Consider the following 26282-nt stretch of genomic DNA (forward strand, 5'->3'; position numbering starts at 1 on the left):
CCTTCAGTACCAACCCCCTCGACTCCTCCGCGCTCCGCTCCCCGGCCCGCGGGCCGGACCTGCGATGCTCGCCCGTCGTCGCCTTCGGGGCTCATTCGGGCAGCCCGAGCAGCTTTCCGAGGCCCGGCAACGGGCCGTCACCGACCAGCCCGAGCAGACCGGGCAGGGCGTCCTCCCGCGGACCGCCGTGCGGTGAGGGACGCTTGGGCTGGTCCGGCACCTCCACCGGCTTGCCCGCGTACGGCGCGTTCTGCGCACCCCGCACGCTCGTCGCGCTGCCCGGTGGCTCGGCGCAGTAGGCCTCGGTGTTCACCGGGGTCTCCGAGGTGTCGCTGGCCGGGCGCTGCTCCGTTCCCTCGTAACCCTTCGTGCACGAGAACGGATCGAACAGGTTGAACACCAGCCCGAGATGCCCCTCCCCGCCGGAGGTCACCGACTTGCTGAACGCCGAGATCACCGGGTAGGCCACCAGGAGCTGCTCGATGGCGTCGGTCCGCACGGTGGTGATCCGCGCCGTGGTGAGCAGGTTCGCCAGCACCACGCCGAGATCGGTGCCCGAGGTGGCGAGCACCTCGCTCACCTGCCTACCGACCTTCGGCGCCTCGTCGATCACCGCGCGCAGGTCCGGATCGGAGGTCTTCAACTGCGCGGCGATCTCCCGCAGCCCGCCGGCCAGCTCGGTGATGTTGGCCGCCTGCCGCTGCTGGGTGTCCAGCACGATCCGGCCGTCGGAGAGCAACGCCCTGGTCTGCGGGAGGTGCTCGGTGGCGGCCGCGGTGAACGAGCCCGCGCTGTCCAGCAGTTGCTGCAGATCCGGGCCCGCACCGGCGAAGGCGTCGTAGGTCTCGTCCACCACGGTGCGCAACGAGCCGGGGTCCACGCTGGAGACCAGCCGGTCCAGGTTGCCCAGCACGGTGTCCGGCGACAGCGGGATCGAGGTGCGCGCGGCCGGGATCACCGACCCTTCCCGCAGGTACGGGCCGTCGTCGTGCTCCGGCCGCAAGTCGACGTACTGCTCCCCGACCGCGGACCGGTTGGCCACCGCGGCCCTGGTGTCCGCGGGGATGGGCGGGGCGTCGGACTCGATGTCCAGCGACACCGCGACCCCGTCCTCGGTCAGGTGCATCGCCACCACCTTGCCCACCGCGACCCCGCGATAGGTGACCTCGGCGTTCACGAAGATCCCGCCCGAGTCCTCCAGCTGCGCGGTGACCAGGTAGCCGCGCGAGCCGAACATCCGGTCCAGGCCGGCGTAGTTCACGCCCGCGTAGGTCACCGCCACCGCGGCGATGACCACGAAGGCCACCAGTTGGATCCGGTTCTTCCTTGCCAGCATCACGCACCTCCCAGCAACGTACCCAGCAACCCACCGAGCAGGCCGGGATCCGCACGCGAGGGGGTGGAGTCCTGCCCACCGGTGGCCGGGGGTTCCGTCCTGGGCAGCGGCAGGGCCGGGGCCTGCGGGTCCTCGGCGGGTGGAGCCCGGTCGGTACCCGGACCGGTGCCGGGAAGTTGCAGCGGCGGCTGCGAGGAGTCGGTGAAGTTCTGGAAGATCGAGTCCAGGTTCAGGTCCAGCCTGGCACGCACGTTGGCGTAGTCCCCCTTGACCACCGCCCCGGCCGCGGAGGGCAGCGGGTAGGTCGGCAGGATCTTCAACGCGGTCGGGAGATCCTGCCCGGCCTCGGCGAGTTTGGTCAACGTCGGCCGCAGGGCACGCAGGTTCGCGACCAGTTGCCGCTTGCTCTTGTGCACCGTGTCCACCGCGACCCCGGACAGCTCGTCAAGGGACTGCAGCATACCGACCAGCTGGTCCCGCTGCTCGGCGACGACCTGCAGGCCGGGCGCGAGGTTGTCCAGCGCGTCGGTGAGGTGCCCGGTCTGCTGGACCATGGTGCTGGACAACCGGTTCAGTCCTTCGATCGCCCGGATGATCTCGCCCTTGTGCCCGTCCAGCTCCGTGGCCAACGTATCCACATGGGACAGCAAGGCACGGATCTCGGCCTCGTTGCCGGAGAGCGCCTTGTTCAGCTCCTTCGCGATGTTCTGGAACTGCTCGATCCCACCGCCGTTCAGCAACAGGGACAGCGCCCCGAGCACCTCCTCCACCTCGGGGTTGCGGTTGGTCCGCGCCAGCGGGATGTGTGCGCCCTCGCCGAGCCGCCCGTGCGCCTGCTCCGCACCGGGTGCGCGCAACTCGACGAACTTCTCCCCGAGCAGGCTGGACTGGCGCAGCTCGGCGTCGGCGTTCGCGGGCAGCTCGACATCCCCGTTCACCGCCATGGTGACGACCGCCGACTTCGTGTCCCGCGCCAGCTCGATCTTCTCCACCCGGCCCACCGGCACGTCGTTCACCTTCACCCCGGCCTGCGGCACCAGGTCGAGCACATCGGCGAACTGGGCGGTGATCCGGTACGGGCGGTCACCGAGATCGGCCCCGCCGGGCAGCGGCGTGTTGTACAACCCGGAGAAACCGGCCGCGCCGCAGCCGCCGAGCGCGAGCAGCAGGACCACGACGACTCCCAGCCGGAGCACCTTCATCGGCCACCCCCGAAGTCCCTGCCGAACGCGTCGGCCAGCGGCAGGGGCAGCGGGGGCAGCTCACCGCGCTGGATCGCCGCGAGCATGTCCGAGAGCGAGGGCACGTCCAGCGCGCCCTCCACCACCTTGGCGATGGTGTCGCACAGGGAGCCGAGCGCGTCCGGTAGCTGCTCCGGGGTACCCGCGCTGACCAGCCGGCACAGCGTGGTGAGCAACGGGTGCGTGATCTCGTTCGGGTTGTACCGGATCTGGATGCTGCCGGAGGCCGCGTCGTAGGAGTTGATGAAGTTCGTCATCCCGGTGGGGCCGACGTCGAGCACCTCGGCCAGCGCGGCCCGCTGGTCCACCAGCACCCCGGTGATCCCAGCCAGCTTGTCCACATTGGAGGACAAGAGCTCCCGGTTCTCCTCGACGAACCCGTGTACCTCGTTCAGCGAGGTGGCCAGCGCGGACAGCGCGGCGCCCACCTCGTCGGAGTCCTCGGCGAGGAAGCCGCCGACGTCGGCCAGCCGCTCGTAGAACTCGTTCAGCTGCTTGTCGCTGCCGGCGAGCATGGTGGTGAAGGACTGCAGGTTCCGCACGGTGGCGAACAGGTCGCCCTCGGAGTTCTCCAGGGTCCTGGACAGCTCGGCGAGCCGGTGCGCGGTGTCGCCGAGGCTCTTGCCGTTGCCGTCCAGGTTGGCGGCCAGGGTGTCCAGCGCCCCGGAGAGCGCGCCCTCGGAGTTGGCCCCGTCCGGGCCGAGGCTGGTGGACAGTTCGTTCAGGTTGGCGTAGAGCTCGTCCAGCTCGGCCGGGGTCGCGGTGCGCTCCCGCGGGATCACGGTGCCGCCGCGGATGGCGGGCCCGCCGTCGTAGGCCGGGGTGAGCTGCACGTAGCGGTCGCTGACCAGACTCGGGGACACCACCACGGCCCCGGCGTTCGCCGGGACCTGGACCCCGTCGTCCACCAGCAGGTCCACCCGGACCCGGCCGCCCTCCGGGGTGACCTCGGTGATCTCACCGACCTGCACGCCGAGCACCCGCACCGAGGAACCCTCGTACAGCCCGACGGCCTTCTCGAAGTACGCGGACAGCCGGGTGCCACCGGCGTCGCGTACCAGCCACCACATGCCGGTGGCGAGCACCAGTGCGACGACACAGCCGATCGCCAGCCAGGAGTACAGGCTGCGCCCGGTGCGGGTCTCGATGGCCATCAGCGTCCCCCCTGTCCGGTGACACCCTGGTCCGGCGCGGCCAGCGGCGGGGTGCAGCCCTCGCGGTTGATCTGCGCCGCCCCCGCGTTGATCACCGGGGGCAGCAGGCCGCAGATGTAGCCCTCGAACCAGCGCCCGTTGCCGGTCGCGTTGGCGCCGAGCCTGGTGAACGGCGCCAGCAGTTCGAGGCTGCGGTTCAGGTTGTCCTGGTTGCGTTGCAACACATCGGTGACCGTGCCGAGCTTCTCCAGTGCCGGTCGCAGCTGCTGCCGGTTGTCGGCGACCAGGCCGGACAGCTGCTCGGCGAGTTGCCGGGTCCCGGTGAGCAGCCGGTGGATCGCGTCCCGGCGATTCTGTAGCTCGGTGAGCAGCAGGTTGCCGTCCTTGATCACCTTTTCCAGCTGCTCGTTGCGCTGCGCGAGGGTCTGCGAGAAGCGGCTGGTGTTGGCCAGCAGCGTGCGCAGTTCCTCGTCCCGGGAGGACACCGTTTCGGACAGCGCGGACAGGCCGTGCAACGCGTCCCGCATGTGCTTCGGGGTGTCCCGCAGGGTTTCCGAGAGCACGGTGAAGCTTTCCGCCAACCGGTCGGTGTCGATGTCCCCGACCGTGTTGGACAGCTCCTTGAACGCGTCCTGGAGCTCGAACGGGGTGCGGGTGCGCTGCACCGGGATGGGCTCCGCCGGGTCCTGCGACTGCTCACCTTTCGGCCGCACCGCGAGGTACTTCTCCCCGAGCAGGGTCTTGATCTCGATCGAGGCGGTGGAGGCGGCGCCGATCCGGGTGCCGGTCACGGTGAACTCCACCCGCACTCGCTTGCCGTCCAGCGCGACCTCGTCCACCTCGCCGACCTGCACCCCGGCGACCTGGACCTCGTTGTCCACGGCCAGCCCCGCGGACTCGGCGAAGTACGCCGAGTAGGTGGTCCCGTTGTCGAACAGTGGCAGATCATCGGCGGAGTACACGGTGATCACGATGAGCACCAGCAACACCAGTGTCACCCCGCCCACCGCGGACTGGTTGCGTTCTCGCAGACGTTTCATGACGGCTTGCACCTTTCCGGCTGCTCGGTTGCCGGGAGCGGCAGGATGGGCACGTTGAGATTCAACGAGGAGAGGCCGATGGTGCCGGAGAGCCCGCAGAGGTAGTAGTTGTACCAGCTCCCGTAGCTCAGCGTCCTGGTGAACTTCTCCAGGTTGCCGGGCATGATCTGCAGCAGGTGGTCGAGCAGTTCCTCGGAGTCGGCCAGGTTCCCGGACAGCTCCCCCAGCGCGGCGATGTCCTGCTTCAGATGTGGCCGGGCATCGGTGACCAGCCCTGCGGTCGCATCGGTCAGCTCACCCAGCGCGGACACCGCCTGCCCGATCGGTTCGCGCTGCTGGGCGAGCCCGGTGACCAGGTTCTGCGTGACCTGGACCAGGTTCTCGAACTGCGGGGTGCGCTGGTTGACCGTGTCCAGCACGGTGTTCAGGTTCCCGATCACCTCGCCGATCAGCTCGTCCTTCTTGGCGATCGTGGAGGTCAGCGAGGCGATATGGGACAGCAGGCTGCGGATCGTGCCGCCCTCGCCCTGGAAGACCTGGATGATCTCGTGGGACAGCGCGTTGACCTCTCGCGGATCCAGCGCGGTGAACAGCGGTTTGAACCCGTTGAACAGCACGGTCAGGTTCAGCGCCGGTTCGGTGCGTTCCAGCGGGATCGTCTCCCCCGCGGTCAGCACCCCCTCGCCGGCCACATCGGTGTTCAGCGACAGGTAGCGCTGGCCGATCAGGTTGCGGTACTTGATGGTCGCGGTCACCGAGGCGGGCAGGTCGCGCACCGACTCCACGGTGAAGTCCACCTCGGCCCGGTTGTCCCGGCTCACCGCGATGCGCTCCACCTGGCCGACCTTCACCCCGGCGATCCGCACGTCGTCGCCCGCCTTCAGCCCGGAGGCCTCGGTGAACCGGGCGGCATAGCCGGAGGTCTCACCGAAGTTGGTGTTCGCGATGGTCGCCCCGAGCACGGCGGTGAGCAGCACGGTCACCGCGGCGAAGATCAGGATCTTGATCAGTGAGGGGACGAAGCTGCGCATTACTCGACCGTCACCTCCGCCCCGCGGTACAGCGGGCCGACCAGCAGGCTGGTCCAGCCGGGTATCTCAGCCGGCGGCACCCCGAGCTGCCCGGCCCGCAGCCCGGCGATCAACCGACGCTCGGCGGGCGAGTTGGCCAGGGGCGGCGCGGCCGGCGTGCCACCACCGCCACCGGTGGTCTCCTCGAACCCGCGCGGAGAGTTCGGCGGGGCGGGTTTGCTCGCGCCGTCCTTGACCGGGCCCTCCGGCGGGTACTGCGGCCACCGGCCCGGCGCCGGGGCCTGCGGGTAGCAGCGGGGGCCGCGCTTGTCGTTGTACTCCGGCTCGTCCACCCCGGGCAGGTACTTGCCGCGGCTGGCGGTGAACCGGATGGTCACGTGGTTCATCTCGTCGGTGCCCTTGCCGAAGGCCGCCTCGGCGGCGGGAATCGAGTCGGCGAGCTGCTTGAGCATGCACGGGTACTCCGGCGCGTACTTCGCCAGCACGTCCAGGGTGGGCTGCACGGTGCCGGTGAGGTCGATCAGGTTCTCCTTGTTCACCTCGAGGAAGCTGCCCAGATCCGCCGAGGCGGTGCTGATCGTGGCGTACAGGCCGGTGAGTTGTTCCCGCTTCTCCAGCAGGGTCCGGCTGGTCGTGGTGAGATCGGACAGTGCCGTGAGGAAGTCCGGCGCGGCCTCGGCGTAGGTGTTCGCGGTGTCGGCAAGGCCGGTCAGGTCGGCCTTGAGGTCCGGCAGCGACGGGTTCATCCGCTCCAGGTAGTCGCCGAGCGCGACGAGGGTGTCGCCGAGTTGCTCGCCCCGCCCCTCCAGCGCGGTGGACACCGCGTTCAACGTGCTGGCGAGCTTCTGCGGCTGCACGGATTGCAGCAAGGGTAGGACGTTGCCGAGCACCCGTTCCAGCTCGATCGCCGTGCTGCTGCGGTCCTGCCCGATCACCGCGCCCCCTGCCAGCGACTCCGGCGCGGGTTTCTCCGGGATCTGCAGTGCCACGTAGCGCTCGCCGAACAGGGTCTTCGGCAGCAGCCGCGCGCTGACGTTGGCCGGGATCAGGTCGACCTTCTCCGGCTGCAGGGCGAGTTCCAGGGAGGCGTGGTCCCCGCGTGCCTCGATGGTGCGTACCTCGCCGACGAGCATGCCGCGAACCTTCACGTCCGCGCCCTCGCGCATCTGGTTGCCGACATGGCTGGTCTCCAGCCGGACCCCGATGTAGTCGACGAACGCCTTGTTGTAGATCGCGATCGTGGTCACGAAGAACAGCGCGACCACGACCAGGAACACCAGCCCCAGCACCTGGTGCCGCAGGCGGCGCAGCACAACCGACCGGCGAACGCTACTCATCAGTTCCTCCCCCGCGACCCCGCGCGAGCGGCCGGACGGCAGGTGCGCGCTCTCTGGTCACCTGGAGTGCCGCGGCTCGGTATGGTGCTACTCATCCGGAAATCCTCACCGTCGTCGTGGCGCCCCAGATCGCCAGGCTGAGGAAGAAGTCCAGCACCGCGATCAGCACGATCGAGGTCCGCACGGCCCGCCCCACCGCGATGCCGACCCCCGCGGGACCGCCGCGTGCGGTATAGCCGTAGTAGCAGTGCGAGAGCACCACCAGCACGCTGAAGATGATCACCTTGACGAAGGACCACAGCACGTCCTCCGGTGGCAGGAACAGGTTGAAGTAGTGGTCGTAGGTGCCTGCCGACTGCCCGTAGACCCAGATGGTGATCTGCCGTGATGCCAGGTACGAGGACAGCAGGCCCACCGCGTACAGCGGGATCACGGCGGCCACCCCGGCCAGCACCCGGGTGGTGACCAGGTACGGCAGGCTGGGCACTCCCATCACCTCCAGCGCGTCGATCTCCTCGGAGATCCGCATCGCGCCGAGCTGCGCGGTGAACCCGCAACCCACCGTGGCCGACAGCGCCAGCCCCGCCGACAGCGGCGCCACCTCCCGGGTGTTGAAATAGGCGGAGATGAACCCGGTGAGCGCGGCGGTGCCGAGCTGGTTCAGCGCCGAGTACCCCTGCAACCCGACGATCAGGCCGGTGAACAGGGTCATCCCGATCATCACGCCGAGGGTTCCGCCGATCACCGCCAGCGCACCGGTGCCGAAACTGACCTCGGTGAGCAGCCGCGCCGTTTCCTTGCCGTAGCGCCGCAGCGTGCGCGGCGCCCAGGCCAGCGCCCTGGCATAGAAGGAAAGCTGGCTGCCGAAACCCTCCAGCATCGCACCGGGGCGCGCGATGATCTCCAGGGTTCGGTCGGTCCGTTCCGAGTCGTTCGCTTGCGTCGTCATCTACAGCGCCTTCGGGGGAACGATCTGCAGGTAGATCGCGGTGAGCACCACGTTGATCAGGAACAGCAGCAGGAAGGTGATCACCACGGCCTGGTTCACCGCGTCCCCGACCCCCTTCGGCCCGCCGGCGGGGTTCAGCCCGCGGAAGGCGGCGACCACCCCGGCGACGAACCCGTAGAGGAACGCCTTGATCTCACTGATCCACAGGTCCGGTAGCTGCGCCAGTGCGTTGAAGCTGGCCAGGTAGGCGCCGGGGGTGCCGCCCTGCATGACCACGTTGAAGAAGTAGCCACCGAGCACGCCGACCACGCTGACCAGGCCGTTGAGCAGCACCGACACCACGATCGCGGCGAGCACCCTCGGCACGACGAGGCGCTGGATCGGGTTGACCCCGAGCACCTCCATGGCGTCGATCTCCTCGCGGATCTTGCGCGCCCCGATGTCCGCGCAGACCGCACTGCCGCCCGCGCCCGCCACCAGCAGGGCGGTGATCAGCGGACTGGCCTGCTGCACGATGGCCAGCGCGCTGGCCGCACCGGTGAAGGACTGCGCCCCGATCTGCTGGGTCAGCGAACCCAGTTGCAACGCGATCACCGCGCCGAACGGGATGGCCACCAGCGCTGTCGGCAGGATCGTGACACTGGCGAAGAACCAGCACTGCTGGATCCACTCGCGGAACTGGAACGGCCTGCGGGGAATCGCCCGCAGCACCTCGGCCGACAGGGTGGCCAGCCGCCCGACCTGGGCGAGCGCGGCGGCGCCGGGGATCGTGCTCCCCGCGGGTCGAGCACCCATCACGCCTCCGCATTCGCCGGTGAACAGGGATCAGATCTTGAGCGCGTGTGTCGCCGTGGCGCCCCCGTCCGCGACGAACTCGCCGCCGGTGCAGTACGAGCTTTCGTCGCTGGCCAGGAAGAGTGCCAGCCCGGCGATCTCCTCGGGCCGACCGACGCGCCGCAGCGCCACCTTCTTGCCGATCAAGGCCATGTCCGGCTCCACCCCACCGGCGGCATCCTGCACCATCCTGGTGTCGATCACACCGGGATGCAGCGAGTTCACCCGGATGCCCTTGTCCCCGAGCTCCAGGGCGGCCACCTTGGTCATCCCGCGGATGGCGAACTTGCTCGCGGTGTAGGCGACCAGGAACGGCATACCGGCCAGTCCCTCCACAGAGGACACGTTGACGATGGAACCACCGCCCGCGGCGGTCATCGGATCAACGACCGAACGCATTCCGAGAAACGTACCGACCTGGTTCACCCGCAGCACTCGCTCGTAGTCGGCGAGGCTGGTCTTCGCGAGTTCGGAGAAGTGCAGGATGCCCGCGTTGTTCACCAGCACGTTCAGCGCGCCGAACTCGGCGACGGCCCGTTCCACGGCCAGCGCCCAGTCGTCCTCGGCGCCGACGTCGAGATGCTGGTACGCGGCCGCCGGACCGAGCTCGTCGGCGAGTTGCTTTCCCTCGTCGTCGGTCACGTCGGCCAGGACGACGCGGGCACCCTCGGCGACGAAGCGGCGGGCCGCGGCGGCACCCTGGCCGCGGGCGGCGCCGGTGATCAGGGCGACCTTGCCCGCCAGCCTGCCGCTGGGTTCGCTACTCAGTGTTTGTTTTGAAACGCGCGACACGATCGGCTCGGCGGGGCTCGGACTCTGGCCCCGATCGTCACCACCGCGAGTCATGCGCCCCGCCTCCCCGCTCGTGGGCTGTCGCCGCGCGCGTTCTTCCACTCACCACTCGCAATCCAACCCGGCTCCACGGCGGTCACTTACATCATCTCCTCGGTCAGCGGCAGCATCACGGTCTTCAGCTCGGTGTAGGCCTCGAAGGCGGACCGGCCGCCCTCCCTGCCGAGCCCGGACTGCTTGAAGCCCCCGAACGGCAGGTGCGGTTCCACCTGGAAGCCGTTGATCCCGATCGTTCCGACCCGCAGCCTGCGGGACACGCGGAAGGCGCGCTGCACGTCGGCGGTGAACAGCCCGGCGCCGAGCCCGTACTCGGTGTCGTTGGCCAGCCGGACCGCCTCCTCCTCGTCGTCGAAGGGGACCACCGCGAGCACCGGGCCGAAGATCTCCTCCTGCGCGATGGTGGCCGCGTTGTCCACATCGGCGAAGATGGTCGGTGCGACGAAGTTGCCCGCGGCGAGGTCGCCTTCCAGCCGTTCCCCGCCACAGACCAGCCTGGCCTCTCGCTTGCCGGTTTCGATGTAGCCGAGCACCCGCTCCAGCTGGCGCTCGTTGATCAGCGGGCTGGAGATCACCCCGGGGTCGAAGGGGTCGCCGTAGGTGATCCCCGCGGTCATGCCCTGCGCGGCCGCGATGAACTCCTCGTAGACATCCCGCTGCACCAGTGCCCTGGTGTTGGCGACGCAGGCCTGCCCGGACAGGCCCATGGTGACCGCGCCGGTCACGGTCGCGGCGGCCAGCCCCACGTTCGGCGCGTCGCCGAACACGATCGCCGGGCTCTTCCCGCCGAGCTCCAGCGACACCCGTTTCAACGTGCCCGCCGAGGCCTCCACGATGCGCTTGCCCACCGCCCTGCTGCCGGTGAAGCTGACCTTGTCCACGTCGGCGTGGGTGATCAGCGGTTCGCCGACGGCCTCGCCGGTGCCGGTGACGACGTTCAGCGCACCGGCAGGCAGCCCGGCCTCGGCCAGCAACTCCACCATCCGCAGCACCGCGAAGGTGGCGTACTCCGAAGGCTTCAGCACCACCGTGCAGCCTGCCGCCAGCGCGGGCGCGACCTTCTGCGCGAACAGCAGGAAGGGTGCGTTCCACGGCAGGATCGCGGCGACCACGCCGATCGGTTCGCGGAAGGTGGCCGCGAGGTGGTCGCCGCCCTGGTACGGCGGCAGGGTCTGCCCGCCCACCTTGTCCACCCAGCCCGCGTGATGGTCGAACACGTCGGCGGCCGCGCCGACCGAGGTGGCGTAGATGCCGCCGAAGGACAACGGGACGGAGTTGTCCAGCGCCTGCAGGGCGCGCAACTCGTCGGCGTGCTCGCGCAGCAGGTTCGCGTAGCGGTGCAGCACCCCGATGCGCACGCCCGCCCTGGAGTTGGGCCACTCGCCGGAGTCGAAGGCCCTGCGGGCGGCGGCCACGGCGTCGTCCACATCGGCGCGGCCCGCCGCGGCGAACTCGCCGACATCCTCCCCGCTCGCGGGATGGCGGTGGGTCCAGGTGGCGCCCTCGCGGGCCGGCCCCCACTGGCCGTCGACGTAGAGCAGACCGGTCTTCAGGCCGAGCGATTCGCGGTGCGGTTGCACGGTGAGCGGCATGAGCTGGCTCCTCGGTGTGGGTGGGTTCAGGGCAAGGCGAGGATCTCCGGCGCGGCGAACATCCGTGCCGGGTCGCGTTCGGTGAAGTAACCGCCGACGGTGTCCGCGAGCTCGGCGAGGGTCCAGGTGTCGCCGGTGGTGTCGAACCGCTGCTCCACCGAGGGTGGCCGGAGCAGGGCGACCATGCCGCCGTGCACCACGAACACCTGCCCGCTGATCCGCCCGGCCGCCTCCCCGGCGAGGAAGGCGACGAACGGTGCGACATGGTCGACCGACAGCGGGTCGGTGCCGGTCTCCGGCGCGTCCCCGAAGACCTCGGCGGTCATCGCGGTGCGGGCGCGCGGGCAGATCGCGTTGGCGCGCACCCCGTAGCGGCCGAGCCCGCGGGCGGTCGCGACGGTGAGCGCGGCGATCCCGCCCTTGGCCGCGGCGTAGTTGGGCTGGCCTTCCGCGCCCACCAGGAAGGCCTCGGATGCGGTGTTCACCACCCGGCCGTACACCGGGCGGGCCTCCGCCTTGGATCGTTGCCGCCAGTAGGCACCCGCGTTGCGGGACAGCAGGAAATGCCCGCGCAGGTGCACCCGCAGCACGGCGTCCCACTCCTCGTCGGACATGTTGAACAACATCCGGTCGCGCACCACGCCCGCGTTGTTCACCAGGACGTGCAGGCCGCCGAGTCGCTCGGTGGCGGCGCCGATGAGCTCATCCGCGCAGGACCGCTCCGCGACATCCCCAGCGACCGGCAAGGCCGTGCCGCCACGGGCCTCGATCTCCTCGGCCACGGCCTTGGCGGCGCCACCGAGGTCGTTGACCACCACCGCGGCTCCCGCGTCGGCCAGCGCCAGCGCCTCGGCCCTGCCCAGGCCGGCACCCGCCCCGGTGACAACGGCGACCTTGCCCTCGAGGCCCGTCGGACTCAATCGAGCGTCACCACCTGACGGATCACCTCGGTGCTGCCCCTGCGCAGCAGGTCCAGGCCGTCGTTGAGGTCGGCGAAGCCGATTCGCCTCGAGATCATCCCGTCCAGGTCGAGCAGGCCCGCCCGCCAGAATCCCAGCATCCGGCCGGTGTCCCGGTGCACGTGCGCGGAGCCGTAGAACGAACCGAGGATCTTCTTGTCGTGCAGGAACAGCTCCTGCGCGCTGAACTCCACCATCGCGTCCGCCTTGCCGGCCCCGACGATCACCACCGAGCCGCCGCGGCGGGCGTTGTCCCATGCCGAGCGGATCGTGCCGGGCAGGCCGACGATGTCGAAGGCGTAGTCGAAACCCTCCGCCGCGGTCACGGCCTGCTTGAGCTCCTCGAGGCCCTCCGGAGTGGTCGCGTGGGTGGCGCCGAACCTCCTCGCGGTGTCGTGTTTGGCCTCGACCGGGTCCACGGCCACGATCGTGGTGGCACCCGCGATCCGCGCGCCCTGGATGACCGAGACCCCGACGCCGCCGCAACCGATGATCACCACGGTGGAGCCTGGTCGGACCTGTGCGGTGTTCAGCACGGCCCCGACGCCGGTGAGCACTCCGCAGGCGATCAGCGCGGCGGTCTCGAAGGGCACATCCGGGTCCACCTTGATCGCGCCGGCCGCGGGGACCACCACCTCCTCGGCGAAGGTGCCGAGGCCCGCGTAGCCGAACAGCGGATCCTCGCCGAGCCGGAAACGCGGCGAGCTGAACGCGGCGATCGCGTGCACCGCGCAGAGGTTGGGCTCGCCGCGCAGGCAGCTCGGGCAGGCACCGCACGGCGGGACGAACGAGACCGTGACGTGGTCACCCGGCGCGAGGTGCTCGACCGCCGAACCCACCTGCAGGACCTCGCCGGCCCCCTCGTGGCCGACCACGCCGGGCGCCAGCGCTGGCAGGGTGCCGTCCATCGCGGAAAGATCGCTGTGGCAGACGCCCGATGCCCGGACCCGGATCCGCACCTCGTGCGGGCCGGGATCGACCGTCGTGACGTCGTCCCGCAGCTCGAGCTTGTCATCGCCGATCGCGTTCAGCACGGCCGCTCTCACTCCGACTGCCCTCCCAGGGTCCACCGAACCGCCGTTGGTTCGTGTCTCAGGCCACAGACTAGAATCTGTTCTCGTCTTGAGCAAGCCCCTTCTCGCCGGCACTACTCCGCCATGAGCAGGGCGTTTTTCGGGCAGGACGCGACAGCTTGCGAAACACGTTCTACATCTTCGGCGGCAGGGTTCGGCTGGATGATCCGAAGCTCCTCGTCCTCGTCCAACTCGAAGACCTCGGGGGCGACGGCGACGCACACCTCGTTGGCCTCACACAGCGACCGGTCGACACTGACCTCCATGACTTCCTCCCGTCCGCATCCTGCGGTACAACTAGAACTTGTTCTACATTAGCGCGGCGGGTGGACCCGGTACCAGTTCAACGCCCGAGGTGGAGGTTTGGATGCGCATCAGCTACACACCCGAGCAGGCCCGGCTGCGCGACGAGCTGCGGTCCTACTTCGCGGAGTTGATGACCCCGCAGCGGTCCGAGGCCCTGCGCGGAGAGGGCGGGGAGTACGGCGACGGAACCGCTTACCAGGAGGTCGTGCGGGAACTGGGCCGGGAGGGCCTGCTCGCGCTCGGCTGGCCGAAGGCCTACGGCGGGCAGCAGAGATCCATGCTCGACCAGCTCATCTTCACGGACGAGGCGGCCACGGCCGGGGTGCCGGTGCCGTTCCTGACGATCAACACCATCGGCCCCACGATCATGCGCTACGGCACCGAGGACCAGAAGGCGTTCTACCTGCCGCGGATCGCCGCGGGCGAGGTGCACTTCGCCATCGGCTACTCCGAACCCGAGGCCGGCACCGACCTGGCCTCGCTGCGCACCCGCGCGGTACGCGAGGGTGACGAGTACGTGGTCAACGGCCAGAAGATGTGGACCAGCCTGATCGAGTACGCCGACTACGTGTGGCTGGCCGTACGCACCGACCCGGAGGCACGCAAGCACAAGGGGCTGAGCATCCTCATCGTGCCCACCTCGGCCGAGGGCTTCTCCTGGACCAAGGTGCGCACCATGGCCGGCCCCGGCACCAGCGCCACCTACTACACGGACGTGCGGGTGCCGGTCGAGGCCAGGATCGCCGAGGAGAACGAGGGCTGGCCGCTGATCACGAACCAGCTCAACCACGAGCGGGTCGCGCTCACCTCGGCCGCACCGGTGACCGCGGCGCTGCGGGCCGTGCGGGAGTGGGCCCAGCGGACCACGCGGCCCGACGGCGGTCGGGTCATCGACGCCGAGTGGGTGCGTATGCACCTGGCGCGGGTGCACGCGCACGTCGAGTACCTGAAGCTGCGCAACTGGGAGATCGCCTGGACGGCGGGCGAGTCGGCGGATCAGCTCGGGCCGGCGGAGCCCTCGGCGACCAAGGTGTTCGGCACCGAGCTGACCATCGAGGCGTGCCGGCTGCTGATGGAGGTCCTCGGCACCGGCGCCGTGGTGCGCGAGGGGTCCCCCGGTGCCGTCCTGCGCGGGCGCGTCGAGCGGCTGCACCGTTCCGCGCTGATCCTCACCTTCGGTGGGGGAACCAACGAGGTGCAACGCGACCTGGTGGCCGCGACCGCGCTCGGCCTTCCGGTCACCCGCTGACGCCCGTGTCCGATCCAAAGGAGTTGCCGTGGATTTCTCGTTCAGCGAAGCGCAGCGGGAGCTCGCCGCGCTTACCCGCCGCATCCTGACCGACCAGGTACCGCCGGAATCGTTGCCCGGTCATGGAACCGGCGGGTTCGATCGGGCGCTGTGGACCGAACTGGGCAAGGCGGGCGTTATCGACGCCGCGCTGCCATCCGCCGCGGGCGGCGGCGGGTTCGGGCTGCTGGAGCAGTGCTCGATCCTGGTCGAACTGGGCCGGGCCGCCGCCCCGGTCCCCTACCTGCCCGCCGTCACCATGGCCGGGTCGGCACTGGCCGAGTTCGGCGACGGCGAGTTGCTGGAACGCTGGCTGGTCCCGACCCTGCGCGGTGACCGGCTGCTCACCGCGGCACTGCCGGATCTCGGCACGCCGTGCGGGTTCACCGCCGAGCGCGCCGGCAGCGGCTGGCGCGTCTCCGGCGGCCAGACCGCGGTGCCCTTCGCCGCCTTCGCCGACGGGTTCCTGCTGCCGGCAGGCACCGCGGACGGCGAGGTGCTGCTGCTCGTGGAGCGCGACCGGCCCGGCCTGTCCGTGCTCGAGCAGCGGGTGGTCGACCGGGGCGACGCCGGGCTGGTGGAGGCGAGCGACCTGGACCTGCCCGCGGGTGCCGCGCTGGGCGAACCCGGCGCCGGCCTGGTGGAGTGGTTGCGGCTGCGCGGAACCGTCGGGCTGGTGGCCGCGCAGTTCGGGGTGCTGGAACGCGCGCTGGAGCTGACCGCGCAGTACGCGCGCGAACGCACCCAGTTCGACCAGGTCATCGGCGGCTTCCAGGCGGTAAGGCAGCGGCTCGCGGACGCCTACCTCGACGTGCAGGCCGTGCGGCTGACCCTGTGGCAGGCCGCCTGGTGCCTCGCCGAGGGGGAATCGGCCGACTCGACGGTCGCCACGGCGAAGTTCTGGGCCGCCGAGGCGGGACACCGGGTGGCGCACACCGCGGTGCACATCCACGGCGGGGTCGGTATCGACGTGGACTACCCGCTGCACCAGTACTTCGTCGCGGCCAAGCGCAACGAGTTCGCGCTCGGCGGCGCCACCGCGCAGTTGCGTGCCCTCGGCGACCTGCTGGCGGAGGAGACGTGAGCAGCCCGGCGACCGAGGTACCCACGGTCACCGACCTGCTGCTGGCCAGGGCCGGTGACGACCATCCCGGCCTGCGTTTCGAGGAGCGGACCTGGTCCTGGTCGCGACACGTCCAGGCGTGCGCCGAGCACGGGGCCGCGCTGCGCTCCCTGCTGGCGGCGGGGTCGCCGGGGGCACCGCCGCATGCCGGGGTGCTGGCGGACAACGTGCCCTCCTGGTCCTTCCTGCTCGGCGGGGCCGCCTTCGCGGGCGCGGTCCTCGCCGGGCTGAATCCGGTCCGCAGGGGCGAAGCGCTGGCCAGGGACGTGCGGTTGGCCGACTGCCGGGTGGTGCTGGCCCAGCGCGAGTACCTCCCGCTGCTGGCAGGACTGGATCTCGCCGGAGCCAGGGTGATCGACCTCGACGGCGGCGAATGGGCGGACCTGCTCGCCGCCCACCGGGGTGCCGCGCCCGACCCGGTCGCCGCGGCACCCGACGACCTGCTGATGCTCATCTACACTTCGGGCACGAGCGGCGACCCGAAGGCGGTCCGCTGCACGCACGGCAAGATCGCCTTTCCGGGGCGGATGCTCGCCGACCGGTTCGGACTGTCCACCAGCGACACCGCCTATGTCGCGATGCCGCTGTTCCACTCGAACGCGGTGCTGGCTGGTTGGTCGGTCGGGCTGGCCGCGGGCGCGACGATCGCGCTGCGCCGCAGGTTCTCCGCATCCGGATTCCTCCCCGACGTCCGCCGGTTCGGGGCCACCTACGCCAACTACGTGGGTACGCCGCTGTCCTATGTGCTCGCCACGCCACGGAAACCGGATGACGCGGACAACCCGCTACGGCTGGTCTACGGCAACGAGGGTGCCGAGGCCGACCTCGCCACCTTCGCCGAGCGGTTCGGCTGCGATGTCGTGGACGCCTTCGGCTCCACCGAGGGTGGGGTCGGGTTCGCGCGCACCCCGGACACGCCGAGTGGCTCGCTCGGCAGGCCGGCCGAGGGCGTGCTGGTGCTGCACCCGGACACCGGCGAACCGTGCCCACCAGCCGAGTTCGACGGTGCGGGCAGGCTGCGCAATGCCGAGGAAGCGGTGGGGGAGCTGGTGAACGCGGCCGGGACCGGGTGGTTCGCGGGCTACTACCGGGACCCGGCCGCCGACGCCGAGCGGGTGCACGACGGCAGGTACTTCACCGGTGACCTCGCCTATCTGGACACCGACGGCTTCTGCTACTTCGCCGGCCGCCGCGGCGACTGGCTGCGTGTCGGCGGGGAGAACCTCGGCACCGCGCCGATCGAACGGGTGCTGCTGCGCCATCCCGACATCGCGGAGGCCACCGTGTACGCGGTGCCGGACGAGCGGGTCGGCGACGCCGTGATGGCGGCGCTGGTGCTCGCCGAGGGCGCGACACTCGGGCCTGCGGAGTTCGGCGAGTTCCTCACCCGGCAGGCGGACCTCGGGCCCCGGCAAGTCCCCCGGTACGTGCGGATCAGCGGGGAACTGCCCCGTACCGCCACCTACAAGGTACTCAAGCGCGAGCTGTCCACCCAGGGCACGCGCTGCGCCGACCCGGTGTGGCGGCTTCGCGGGAACGACACCCAAACAAAAACCAAACCGGCGATCAGGTACTCCCCCGGCTTCTGATCGCTGGTAGCTTGCCACCACGGAGTTCCTGCTGGGGAGGTATCCATGCGGAAGGCACTGTCCGTCCTCGCCGCGCTGCTGGTGACGTTCGCGCTGACCGCACCGGCCGCGCACGCGGCGCCCACCCGGATCGACGCGAACGACTTCCGGCTCCGGGCGAGCGGCTACAACCCGGTGATCAGCAGGCTGGACGGGGCACTGCGGAACGTCTCCTTCTCGGCTGTGCTGGACAGTGCGAACCGCGCCGGGGTGACCGGAAGCGGGTGCCGTCCCGGCGCGGCCAACCAGGTGGCTTCGTTCTGCTGGAACTCCGGCGACAACGGCACCGGTGCCTGGTACCCGCAGGGCATCAGCTCCACCGCGGACGCCTACGGCAGCGGCACGTACGAGGGCCGGACCGCGCTGTTCGCCAGCTGGTACTACAAGGGTTCCGGCAACAACAAGGGCGTCCGGGTGTCCTTCGTGGACTACGCGAACCCGGGTGCGCCACGGTACCGGCACGTGCTCCTGGTCGAGCCCTACACCAACTCGGCGGGACAGCCCGACTTCCGCGCGGTAGGCGTGCACGCGGGCGGCATCTTCGCCTACGGCCACTACCTGTACGTCGCGGACACCTGGGGCGGGTTCCGCGCCTTCGACCTGCGACACCTCTGGCAGGTCTCCACCGGGGACAAGGGCAGGATCGGCAGGCAGGCCGACGGTTCCTACCACGCGCACAACTACCTGTTCGTGCTGCCGCAGGCGCGGACGTTCACCGCGTCCACCACCGACGGCACCGCCCGGCTGCGCCACTCCGCGGCCTCGCTCGACCGGACCAGCACCCCGGACAGCGTGGTGGTGCCGGAGTACAGCTCCGGCGGCAGCGGAACCAGGGTGGTCCGCTTCCCGATCGACTACACCGACCGGATGTTCAAGGAGTCCGCGGACGGCTACACGCACGGCACCGAGGGGTACCGGGTGGACATCCGGAGCATGCAGGGCGCCACGGCGATCGACGGCGAGTTCTTCGTCTCGGCCAGTGCGGGCTCGGGCAGCCGCGGCTCGCTCTACACCTTCACCTCGGGCAGCGGGCCGAGCAAGCACAGCGGCGCGCAGCCGATCGGGCCCGAGGACCTCTCCTACCGTGGCCCGAACAACCAGCTGTGGGGCCTGACCGAGTACCCGGGCAAGCGGTTCGTCTACGCGGTGGACCCACGCCGGTTCTGAGCCTGTTCCCGAACTGGGGTCAGCTGCCCGAGATGAGTGGAGAACGCGCGGTGGCGAGGAACCGGCATTGAGCCCGCGGTCTTCCGCGCCTGACGGTCCGTGTGCGATACTCCGATCGCCAGGCGCGGTCCCGCGCCCAACTCCCAGTCCCGGCGCTCACGCCGCCGGCCAGAGCGGGAGCAAAGGGGGCTCCAGCCCTCGGGACGCCGGTTACCGATGCCCTTTCCGGCGGGCTTCGCGAGCGTGAGTCGTGGTGCGCCGCCGACGAGAGGTGCAGGATGACCAGGCGGAGTTCGTTCAAACGGCTCGTACGCGCGCGGATGGCGAAGACGGGCGAGAGCTACACGGCGGCACGGACGCGATTGCTGGCGGCGCATGACCAGGAGCCTTCCGGCCGTTCGGCCTCGGGGACCGCTCCCCGGCTGGCGACCTCGGACGAGTCGATCCGGCGGCGGACCGGCCGCGGCTGGGAACAGTGGTTCGATCTGCTCGACGAGTGGGGCGCCGCGGAGCGATCCCATCGGGATATCGCGCGCTGGGTCGCCGGCCAGTTGGGGATCGAACCACTGGCATGGAACGCACAGGCCGTGGCAGGCGGTTACGAGCGTGCCCGCGGTATCCGGGAGGTCGGCGAGCGTGCCGACGGGTTCGCGGTGACGGCACAGAAGACCATGATGGTGTCCCCGGACCGGCTGTTCGACCTGTTCGTCGACGAGTCGCTGCGGCGGCGCTGGCTGCCCGACGGCGAGCTGCGCGAACGCACCGCGACGAAACCGCGGTCGGCCCGGTTCGACTGGCTCGACGGGGAGACCCGGGTGCACGTCGTCTTCGACCGGAAGGGAGAGCGCGCAACCACGGTGGCCGTCGAGCACGCGCGACTCGCCGACGCCGATGAGGCCGAGCGGATGAAGACCTACTGGCGGGAGCGGCTGGCCACGCTCAAGGGACGGCTCGAGCGGGGCGAGATCCATGCCTGAGCTCAACTACCTGGCGATCGGGGTGGCGACGGTGGCCGCGCTGATCGCCAGCGGAGCATGGTACGCGGTGCTCGGCGGCCACCTGGGACGGCTGCACGAGGCGTACGCGGGCGACCCCCGGCCCGCCGCGGTCACGGTACCCGTCGAGCTGGTGCGTAACGTGCTCGTCTCCGCAGTGGTGGCCGGGCTGGCCGGGCCGCTCGGGATCAGCGGCTTCGGCGCCGCGGCGCTACTCGGGCTCGTCCTGTGGGTCGGCTTCCCCTTCGTGTTGCTCACCGGCTCCGTGTTCCACGAGAGGGTTCCCGCGAAGCTCGCCGCGATCCATGCCGGCGACTGGCTGCTGAAGCTGCTCGCGATCACCGTGATCGTCGGGGGATGGCGATGAGCAGCCACAGCTGCGCCCGACCGCGAGGTCGGCGGGCAGCGGGTCGGCCGGGTCGGCCGGTGAGCCGGCGCCGCCGAGGATCGCGACCGCCCGCTCGGCCATCGCGCGCAACGGCTGGCGTGTGACGGTCAGCGGCGGGGCGGTGAAACTCGCGTCCGGGCTCCCGTCGCAGCTGATCACGGCGAGCCGGTCCGGTATCCGGATGCCGTCGGCGTACGCGGCGGCCAGTAGCCCGATCGCCTGCTCGTCGGTGGCCGCCACCAGCGCGCGGGGCACCCGGCCATCCCGCGCCAGCGAGGCGAACAGCTCGGCCGCGGCCGCACGCGTGTAGGCGCAGCGCAGCGGCTCGGTGGCGCCGGTGGCCGCGCACCAGGCGGCGACGCGCTCACCCACCGGGCCGTGATCGGTGGGACCGGCGAGGAAGGCGATCTCGGTGTGGCCGTGCTCGCGCAGGTGTGCCACGGCCGCCGCGATCGCCGCGCCGTTGTCCCCGGCGATCAGCGGCGCGTCCGATCCGGGTGGACGATGGTGGACGTAGACGGCCGGGGTGCCCGCGGCCAGTGCGCGGGCGACCGGGTCGGCCGGGCCACCGGCGGACACCACCACCACGCCCTCGACCTGGGCGGTGAGCAGCATGTCCACCGCCAGGGACTGGCGCGGGGCGTCGTAGTCCGAGTTGGCCGTGACGGTCAGCTTGCCCGCCCCGATCAGTGCGGTCTCCAGGTACCGGCCGAGCGCGGCGAAGTACGGATTGGTGGTGTCCGGCAGTACCAGGCCGACCAGGCCGGACCTGCCGGAGCGCAGCGCGGCGGCGGCCCGGTTGCGGCGGTAGCCGAGCTCGCGCACGGCCGCCAGCACCCGGGCGCGGGTGTGCTCGGCCACCGGGCGCGGCCCGTCGTTGAGCACGTAGCTGACCACCGCCGCCGAGGTGCCTGCCCGCCTGGCCACGTCCGCGATCGTCACTGCCACCCGCGTTATCTCCTTGACCGTCTCGGGACACCCGATCATGCTGAGTCTAAACGTTTAGACACGAGGATGGTCATGCACACGCGCTACGAACTGCACTGTCATCTGGACGGCTCTGTCCGGCAGGGCACGGTCGCCGAACTGGCCGCGGACCAGGGTGTCCGGCTCGAAGGACCGGTCGAGAACCTGGTCGTGGCCCCGCCGGTGTGCGCGAACCTGATGGACTACCTGACCCGCATCGACGCCGTGCTCGAGGTGCTGCAGACCCCGGACTCCCTGCGCCGGGTCGCCCGGGAGCTGGTCGAGGACTGGGCCCTCGACCGGGTCGGCTACGGCGAAGTGCGGTTCGCGCCGCAGCTGCACGGGCGAGCGGGGGCGACCATGGACGAGGCGGTGCGCGCGGTCGCCGAGGGACTCGCCGAGGGCCGCGCCGCCACCGGGGTGCGGACCGGGCTGCTGCTGTGCTGCCTGCGCCAGCAGTCGCCGGAGGTCAGCGAGCAGGTGGTGGACACCGCGCTGCGGAACCGAACCCTGGTGGCGGGCGTGGACCTGGCGGGGGACGAGAGCCGCGCGGGTGCTCCCCACCGCCCGGCCTTCGACACCGCACACGCGGCCGGGCTGCCGGTCACCATCCACGCGGGCGAGGCGGCCGGACCGGAGAGCGTCTGGGAGGCACTGGACGTGCTCGGCGCGGCGCGGATCGGGCACGGCGTGCGGGCGGCGGCCGATCCCGCGCTGGTGGCCCGGCTGCGTGCGGAGCGGATCCCGCTGGAGTTGTGCCCGGTGAGCAGCGTGCAGACCGGCGCCGTGCCGAGCCTCGCCGAGCACCCCGCGGATCGGCTGCTGGCGGCGGGGCTGGCGGTCACCATCAGCACGGACGCGCGCACCACCTCGGCGACCACTGTCGAGCGGGAGTTCACCGAGCTCGGCAGGCAGTTCGGCTGGGCGGCCGAGCACGAGCGGCGCTGCCAGGACAACGCCCGCGCGGTGATCTTCGCGGCGAGCGCACCGGCGCCTCCTACGGCGGCCGCACCGCGGGACCGGTGACCTCGACCGGCCGGCTCAGTCCGACTCAGTCCGCGGGGGCGGTGATCGGACGCAGCCGGCGGGGGCCGGTGTCCGGCCGGGAAGGGGGCGGTCCGAGCACGAGCCGGGCGTTGGCCACGAAGGCGCCATCGGGCGAGGTCAGGATCGGTTCCAGCGCCAGCGAGCGGACCTCGGGGTTGTCCTCAGCCAGCGCGGCCACGCGCAGCACCAGGTCCTCCAGCGCGGCGAGGTCCACCGGGTCGTCACCCCGGTACCCGGTGAGCAGCGGCGCCGTCCGCGGCTCGCGCACCAGGGTGGTCGCGTCCACATCGGTCAGTGGCACCGCGCGGTAGGCGGTGTCCCCGAGCAGGCTGCTGACCACGCCGGACAGCCCGAAGGACACCAGCGTGCCGAAGGAAGGGTCGTCCTGCAGCCCGATCACGCAGGACGTCCCCTTCGGCGCCATCCGCTGTACGTACACCTCGTCCATCCCGGACACCTCGCGCAGGTCACGGTAGCTGGTGCGCACCGAGTCCTCCGAGGTCAGGTCCAGCCGGACCCCGATCAGGTCCGGCCTGCCGCGCAGGCGCTCGTCCACCGCCTTCAGGGTCACCGGGTAACCGAGCTCGGCGGCCGCGGCCACGGCCTCATCCGCCCCTGCCACCACCCGGAACGGCACCACCTCGATCCCGTAGCAACCCAACACCCGCAAGGCGTCGTCGTCCCCGAGCGAGATCGTCTTCCCCTCGGCCTCCGCGAGCACCTCGCGGACCACGGCCTGGCCCTGCTGGGGATGCGTGCCACCCGGGCGGGCCGGGTTTCCCTGCGGGCGCTGCCGCCATGCCGCGTACCGCACCACCCTGGCCAGCGCGTTCACCGCCCGCTCGGGGCTCGGGTAGGAAGGGATCGAACCGCGGGTCGGCGAGCCGTCCTCGCTCAGCACCGCCAGTTCGTCGGGCACACCTTCGGCGGCGAGGAAGGTGGACACGATCGGCTTCTCGCCCTGCCGCTCGGTCTCCACCACGGCCTCCCGCAGGGCGCGCGCGTAGCTCGTGCCGGGGATCGCCAGCGGCGGCACGAACACCACCACCAGCGCGTCGACCTCGGCCGAGGTGAGGGCCTCGGCCACGGCGGCGGCGAAATCCTCCGGGTCGGCCTGCGCGCCCACGTCCACCGGGTCGATACCCAGCCGCAACCCCTGCGCCCGCGCGGTATCGGCGGCGAGCAGGCCGATCGCGCTGGAGTTTCCGACGATGCCGATCCGCGAACCCGCGGGCAGCGGTTGGTGCGCGAACACCAGTGCGGTGTCGAACAACTGGGCCAGGGTGTCCACGCGCACGACGCCCGCCTGTTCGAACAGTGCCTGCACACTGGACTCGTCCACTTCGGCCGAGGTGGCCGCGAGCTGCGGCCGCACCGCGTGCCGCCCCGATTTGACCGCGACGATCGGCTTGTTCCTGGCCAGCCTGCGCGCGAGCCGGGCGAACTTGCGCGGGTTGCCGAAGGACTCCAGGTACAGCAGGACCAGGTCGGTGTCCGGGTCGCTCTCCCAGTACTGCAGCAGGTCGTTACCGGACACATCGGCACGGTTGCCCGCGGAGACGAAGGTGGAGAGACCGAGCCCGCGGGCCTCGGCGTCGGCAAGGATCGCGATGCCGAGCGCGCCGGACTGGCAGAAGAATCCGGTACGTCCCCTGGCCGGCAGCCGTGGCGCCAGTGTCGCGTTCAGCCGGACACCGGTGTCGGTGTTCAGCACGCCGAGCGCGTTCGGTCCGACCACGCGCATGCCGTGCGCCCTTGCCTCACCGACCAGCCGCAGCTCGGCGTGCAACCCGTGCGGGCCCGCCTCGGCGAACCCGCCGGAGACGATGAGCAGGGTCTTCACACCTTTCTCCAGCGCGCCGTCGAGTACCGACTCGACCTGACTCGCCGGGACGGCCACGACCGCGAGATCGACAGGGTCGGGGATGTCCAGCACCGAAGGGTAGGCGCGGACCCCGCGTACCGAGCGGTGCTCGGGGTTGACCGGATACACGGTGCCCGCGAAGTCGGCGGACAGCAGGTTGGTCAACGCGACGTAGCCGATCTTGGTCGGATCGGTGGAGGCTCCGATGACGGCGACCGAGGTCGGATGCAGCAGGTTGTGCACGCTGCGCGCCTCGGCGGCCTGTTCCCGGGACCGCGCCACCTCCAGCGACTCCTCGGTGGGGTCGAGGTCGAACTCCAGGTGTACGAGTCCCTCGTCGAACTCCCTGCTGACCTGGTACCCGGCGTCCCGGAACACCCGCACCATCTGGGAGTTCTCGGCGAGGACCTCGGCGACGAACCGGCGCAGCCCGCGCTCGGACGCGGCGGCGGCGAGATGCTCGAGCAGGATCGAACCGAGCCCCCTGCCCTGGTGCGCGTCATCCACCAGGAACGCGACCTCGGCCGAGTCCCCCTCCTCCAGCCGCTCGTACCGGCCGACGGCGACGATCTCGTCCCCGAGCAGCGCCACGAAGGCGGTCCGGTCGTGGTGGTCGACGGTGGTGAACCGGTCCAGGTCCCGCTGCGGGATACGCGGGTAGGCACCGAAGTAGCGCAGGTACCTCGTCCGTTCGGAGAGCCTGCCGTGCAGCGCTACGATCGCCTCGGCGTCGGCGGGCACGATCGGCCGCAGGTGCACCGTTCCGCCGTCGGACAGCAGGACGTCGGCTTCCCATCTGCGGGGGTAGTCGTAGGGGTCGCGGGAGTCGTCGGTGTGCATCACGGATCAGTCCCTCGGATCGTCGGGGTCGAGACCGTGCAGCGGGAAGACCGCGCGTCGAGTCTCCCGGATCGCGATATCCACCGCGTCATCGGCGCCATCACCCCAGTGGCTGAATCCGGTGTCCCGGTCATCGGTCATCGTGGTCGGCAGTTCGACCCGTGGTGCGGTGTCCCTGACCGTGCGTACCCAGTTGGATGGTACGGGTGTCCGCGGCGCGAGGTCCCGATCGAGCACCGTGGCGATCAGATGCGTCCAGGACCGCGGCACCACACGGAACAGTTGGTACCCGCCGCCGCCGACGGCGAGCCACCTGCCGTCGGCACAGCTCTCGGCGAGACCACGCAGGGTCCGGTAGATCGTGCGGTGCCCGTCCACCGAGAGGGAGAGGTCGGCGAGCGGGTCCTCCGCATGCGAGTCGACCCCGCACTGGGTCACCAGGATCTGCGGCTTGAACTGACCCAGCAGGGAAGGAACCACCGCGTGGAAGGCGCGTAACCAGCCCGGGTCCGCGGTGTTCGGCGGCAACGGGATGTTCACCGCCGAACCCTCCGCACCCTCCGTGCCGATCTCACTGGAGTACCCGGTACCGGGGAAGAGGGTGAAGGGATGCTGGTGCAGGGAAATGGTCAGCACCCTGGGGTCGCCGTAGAAGGCGGCCTGCACCCCGTCGCCGTGGTGCACGTCCGTGTCCACATAGGCCACCCGGCTGAAACCGTTGTCCAGCAGCCAGGAAATCGCGACCGAACAATCATTGTAGACGCAGAAACCGGAGGCGCGGTCGCGCATCGCGTGGTGCAGGCCACCCGCGATGTTGACGGCACGACGCGCCCCGCCCTCCGCGATGGTGCGCGCGGCGAGCATGGTCGAGCCGACGACCAGCGCGGAGGACTCGTGCATGTCACTGAAGACGGGATTGTCGGGGGTGCCGAGGCCATGCCCGACGTCATGGCCCACCATGGGTGCCTGCTTCACCGCTTCGAGGTACTCCGGCACGTGCGCGCGGTGCAGCTCGGCCGCAGTGGCCGGTTCGGGAACCAGCAACGGTATCCCGTCGAGCACACCGAGGCTGTTGGCGAGCCGGATGGTCAGGTCGAGCCGGATCGGGTTGAACGGATGGTCGCCACCGAGGTCGTAACCCAGCAGCGCGGAGTCCCATACGACAGCGGACGGACACATGAGGTGAGCCTAATGGCTTTCCCGGCAGGACAAGGACCGGCGGTGAGCCGAGGCACCGGAGGCCGCCGGTCACGCTGGGGCATTCACCGGTTACCC

22 protein-coding genes and 1 pseudogene are annotated in these 26282 nt (G+C 70.8%); 7 read left to right on the plus strand and 16 right to left on the minus strand.

The window, feature by feature from the left end:
• Positions 1 to 91 precede the first annotated feature (91 nt).
• The 13 genes from FB471_RS08170 to FB471_RS08230 all read right to left on the minus strand — a co-directional run bounded on the left by FB471_RS08170 (position 92) and on the right by FB471_RS08230 (position 13661).
• Positions 92 to 1336, minus strand: a complete 1245-nt coding sequence (locus FB471_RS08170) for an MCE family protein (protein ID WP_141996716.1) — start codon at positions 1334 to 1336, stop codon at positions 92 to 94.
• Positions 1336 to 2538, minus strand: coding sequence for an MCE family protein (locus FB471_RS08175; RefSeq protein ID WP_141996717.1), 1203 nt, complete (start codon positions 2536 to 2538; stop codon positions 1336 to 1338). Before FB471_RS08175 ends, FB471_RS08170 begins: the two co-directional genes overlap by 1 nt.
• Positions 2535 to 3731: an MCE family protein gene (locus tag FB471_RS08180; protein ID WP_141996718.1), complete on the minus strand. Its 1197-nt coding sequence runs from the start codon at positions 3729 to 3731 to the stop codon at positions 2535 to 2537. The genes FB471_RS08175 and FB471_RS08180 overlap by 4 nt, the downstream gene beginning before the upstream one ends.
• Positions 3731 to 4771, minus strand: coding sequence for an MCE family protein (locus FB471_RS08185; protein WP_141996719.1), 1041 nt, complete (start codon positions 4769 to 4771; stop codon positions 3731 to 3733). The genes FB471_RS08180 and FB471_RS08185 overlap by 1 nt, the downstream gene beginning before the upstream one ends.
• Complete coding sequence (locus FB471_RS08190) at positions 4768 to 5802, minus strand: MCE family protein (RefSeq protein ID WP_141996720.1); 1035 nt, start codon at positions 5800 to 5802, stop codon at positions 4768 to 4770. Before FB471_RS08190 ends, FB471_RS08185 begins: the two co-directional genes overlap by 4 nt.
• Positions 5802 to 7139 carry an MCE family protein gene (locus tag FB471_RS08195; protein WP_141996721.1) on the minus strand — a complete coding sequence of 446 codons (1338 nt, stop codon included), beginning with the start codon at positions 7137 to 7139 and terminating at the stop codon, positions 5802 to 5804. The genes FB471_RS08190 and FB471_RS08195 overlap by 1 nt, the downstream gene beginning before the upstream one ends.
• A 91-nt stretch (positions 7140 to 7230) precedes the next feature.
• Positions 7231 to 8088 carry an MlaE family ABC transporter permease gene (locus tag FB471_RS08200; RefSeq protein ID WP_141996722.1) on the minus strand — a complete coding sequence of 286 codons (858 nt, stop codon included), beginning with the start codon at positions 8086 to 8088 and terminating at the stop codon, positions 7231 to 7233.
• Complete coding sequence (locus FB471_RS08205; protein WP_141996723.1) at positions 8089 to 8883, minus strand: MlaE family ABC transporter permease; 795 nt, start codon at positions 8881 to 8883, stop codon at positions 8089 to 8091.
• Between the two features lie 30 nt (positions 8884 to 8913).
• A complete protein-coding gene (locus FB471_RS08210; protein ID WP_246076296.1) occupies positions 8914 to 9714 on the minus strand; it encodes a glucose 1-dehydrogenase in 801 nt (266 codons plus the stop codon).
• 140 nt (positions 9715 to 9854) lie between these two features.
• Positions 9855 to 11363, minus strand: coding sequence for an aldehyde dehydrogenase family protein (locus FB471_RS08215; RefSeq protein WP_141996725.1), 1509 nt, complete (start codon positions 11361 to 11363; stop codon positions 9855 to 9857).
• A 26-nt stretch (positions 11364 to 11389) separates the two neighbouring features.
• Positions 11390 to 12283 carry a 3-oxoacyl-ACP reductase gene (locus FB471_RS08220; protein WP_141996726.1) on the minus strand — a complete coding sequence of 298 codons (894 nt, stop codon included), beginning with the start codon at positions 12281 to 12283 and terminating at the stop codon, positions 11390 to 11392.
• Positions 12280 to 13356 carry a Zn-dependent alcohol dehydrogenase gene (locus FB471_RS08225; protein ID WP_246076297.1) on the minus strand — a complete coding sequence of 359 codons (1077 nt, stop codon included), beginning with the start codon at positions 13354 to 13356 and terminating at the stop codon, positions 12280 to 12282. The genes FB471_RS08220 and FB471_RS08225 overlap by 4 nt, the downstream gene beginning before the upstream one ends.
• 113 nt (positions 13357 to 13469) lie before the next feature.
• Positions 13470 to 13661: a ferredoxin gene (locus FB471_RS08230; protein WP_141996728.1), complete on the minus strand. Its 192-nt coding sequence runs from the start codon at positions 13659 to 13661 to the stop codon at positions 13470 to 13472.
• Positions 13662 to 13762: 101 nt separating this feature from the next.
• Here FB471_RS08230 and FB471_RS08235 point away from each other — a divergent pair, with 101 nt between their 5' ends.
• The 6 genes and pseudogenes from FB471_RS08235 to FB471_RS08260 form a co-directional block, all read left to right on the plus strand.
• Complete coding sequence (locus tag FB471_RS08235; RefSeq protein ID WP_141996729.1) at positions 13763 to 14950, plus strand: acyl-CoA dehydrogenase family protein; 1188 nt, start codon at positions 13763 to 13765, stop codon at positions 14948 to 14950.
• Between the two features lie 28 nt (positions 14951 to 14978).
• Complete coding sequence (locus tag FB471_RS08240; protein ID WP_141996730.1) at positions 14979 to 16073, plus strand: acyl-CoA dehydrogenase family protein; 1095 nt, start codon at positions 14979 to 14981, stop codon at positions 16071 to 16073.
• Positions 16070 to 17701: a long-chain-fatty-acid--CoA ligase gene (locus FB471_RS08245; RefSeq protein WP_141996731.1), complete on the plus strand. Its 1632-nt coding sequence runs from the start codon at positions 16070 to 16072 to the stop codon at positions 17699 to 17701. The genes FB471_RS08240 and FB471_RS08245 overlap by 4 nt, the downstream gene beginning before the upstream one ends.
• Positions 17702 to 17746: 45 nt before the next feature.
• Positions 17747 to 18907, plus strand: a complete 1161-nt coding sequence (locus tag FB471_RS08250) for a hypothetical protein (RefSeq protein WP_141996732.1) — start codon at positions 17747 to 17749, stop codon at positions 18905 to 18907.
• Between the two features lie 278 nt (positions 18908 to 19185).
• A complete protein-coding gene (locus tag FB471_RS08255) occupies positions 19186 to 19884 on the plus strand; it encodes a hypothetical protein (protein WP_141996733.1) in 699 nt (232 codons plus the stop codon).
• A pseudogene (locus tag FB471_RS08260) lies at positions 19877 to 20197 on the plus strand (DUF1761 domain-containing protein); the annotation flags it as partial. The gene FB471_RS08255 and the pseudogene FB471_RS08260, both read left to right, overlap by 8 nt.
• Here the strand turns inward: FB471_RS08260 and FB471_RS08265 are convergent.
• Entirely contained in the window at positions 20114 to 21238 is a 1125-nt protein-coding gene (locus tag FB471_RS08265) for a LacI family DNA-binding transcriptional regulator (protein ID WP_246076298.1), read from the minus strand. The pseudogene FB471_RS08260 and the gene FB471_RS08265 overlap by 84 nt on opposite strands.
• Before the next feature lie 72 nt (positions 21239 to 21310).
• Between FB471_RS08265 and add the strand changes: the two genes are divergently transcribed.
• A complete protein-coding gene (gene add / locus FB471_RS08270; protein WP_141996735.1) occupies positions 21311 to 22282 on the plus strand; it encodes an adenosine deaminase in 972 nt (323 codons plus the stop codon).
• Between the two features lie 25 nt (positions 22283 to 22307).
• On the opposite strand, the gene FB471_RS08275 is transcribed toward add, so the two are convergent.
• On the minus strand, positions 22308 to 25007 hold the full coding sequence (locus FB471_RS08275; RefSeq protein ID WP_142001674.1) for a bifunctional acetate--CoA ligase family protein/GNAT family N-acetyltransferase: 2700 nt from the start codon (positions 25005 to 25007) through the stop codon (positions 22308 to 22310).
• A 6-nt stretch (positions 25008 to 25013) separates the two neighbouring features.
• Positions 25014 to 26186, minus strand: a complete 1173-nt coding sequence (locus tag FB471_RS08280; RefSeq protein WP_141996736.1) for an acetoin utilization protein AcuC — start codon at positions 26184 to 26186, stop codon at positions 25014 to 25016.
• Positions 26187 to 26282: the final 96 nt, after the last annotated feature.

The sequence above is a fragment of the Amycolatopsis cihanbeyliensis genome (assembly GCF_006715045.1).
Taxonomy (GTDB): Bacteria; Actinomycetota; Actinomycetes; order Mycobacteriales; family Pseudonocardiaceae; genus Amycolatopsis; species Amycolatopsis cihanbeyliensis.

What these genes read in the sequence shown, in the direction of transcription:
- FB471_RS08255 (WP_141996733.1), top strand. Translation starts at nt 19,186, where the DNA reads ATGACCAGGCGGAGTTCGTTCAAACGGCTCGTACGCGCGCGGATGGCG.
- FB471_RS08280 (WP_141996736.1), bottom strand. Translation starts at nt 26,186, where the DNA reads ATGTGTCCGTCCGCTGTCGTATGGGACTCCGCGCTGCTGGGTTACGAC.
- FB471_RS08275 (WP_142001674.1), bottom strand. Translation starts at nt 25,007, where the DNA reads ATGCACACCGACGACTCCCGCGACCCCTACGACTACCCCCGCAGATGG.
- add (WP_141996735.1), top strand. Translation starts at nt 21,311, where the DNA reads ATGCACACGCGCTACGAACTGCACTGTCATCTGGACGGCTCTGTCCGG.
- FB471_RS08185 (WP_141996719.1), bottom strand. Translation starts at nt 4,771, where the DNA reads ATGAAACGTCTGCGAGAACGCAACCAGTCCGCGGTGGGCGGGGTGACA.
- FB471_RS08190 (WP_141996720.1), bottom strand. Translation starts at nt 5,802, where the DNA reads ATGCGCAGCTTCGTCCCCTCACTGATCAAGATCCTGATCTTCGCCGCG.
- FB471_RS08175 (WP_141996717.1), bottom strand. Translation starts at nt 2,538, where the DNA reads ATGAAGGTGCTCCGGCTGGGAGTCGTCGTGGTCCTGCTGCTCGCGCTC.
- FB471_RS08230 (WP_141996728.1), bottom strand. Translation starts at nt 13,661, where the DNA reads ATGGAGGTCAGTGTCGACCGGTCGCTGTGTGAGGCCAACGAGGTGTGC.
- FB471_RS08250 (WP_141996732.1), top strand. Translation starts at nt 17,747, where the DNA reads ATGCGGAAGGCACTGTCCGTCCTCGCCGCGCTGCTGGTGACGTTCGCG.
- FB471_RS08195 (WP_141996721.1), bottom strand. Translation starts at nt 7,139, where the DNA reads ATGAGTAGCGTTCGCCGGTCGGTTGTGCTGCGCCGCCTGCGGCACCAG.
- FB471_RS08200 (WP_141996722.1), bottom strand. Translation starts at nt 8,088, where the DNA reads ATGACGACGCAAGCGAACGACTCGGAACGGACCGACCGAACCCTGGAG.
- FB471_RS08205 (WP_141996723.1), bottom strand. Translation starts at nt 8,883, where the DNA reads ATGGGTGCTCGACCCGCGGGGAGCACGATCCCCGGCGCCGCCGCGCTC.
- FB471_RS08170 (WP_141996716.1), bottom strand. Translation starts at nt 1,336, where the DNA reads ATGCTGGCAAGGAAGAACCGGATCCAACTGGTGGCCTTCGTGGTCATC.
- FB471_RS08235 (WP_141996729.1), top strand. Translation starts at nt 13,763, where the DNA reads ATGCGCATCAGCTACACACCCGAGCAGGCCCGGCTGCGCGACGAGCTG.
- FB471_RS08180 (WP_141996718.1), bottom strand. Translation starts at nt 3,731, where the DNA reads ATGGCCATCGAGACCCGCACCGGGCGCAGCCTGTACTCCTGGCTGGCG.
- FB471_RS08215 (WP_141996725.1), bottom strand. Translation starts at nt 11,363, where the DNA reads ATGCCGCTCACCGTGCAACCGCACCGCGAATCGCTCGGCCTGAAGACC.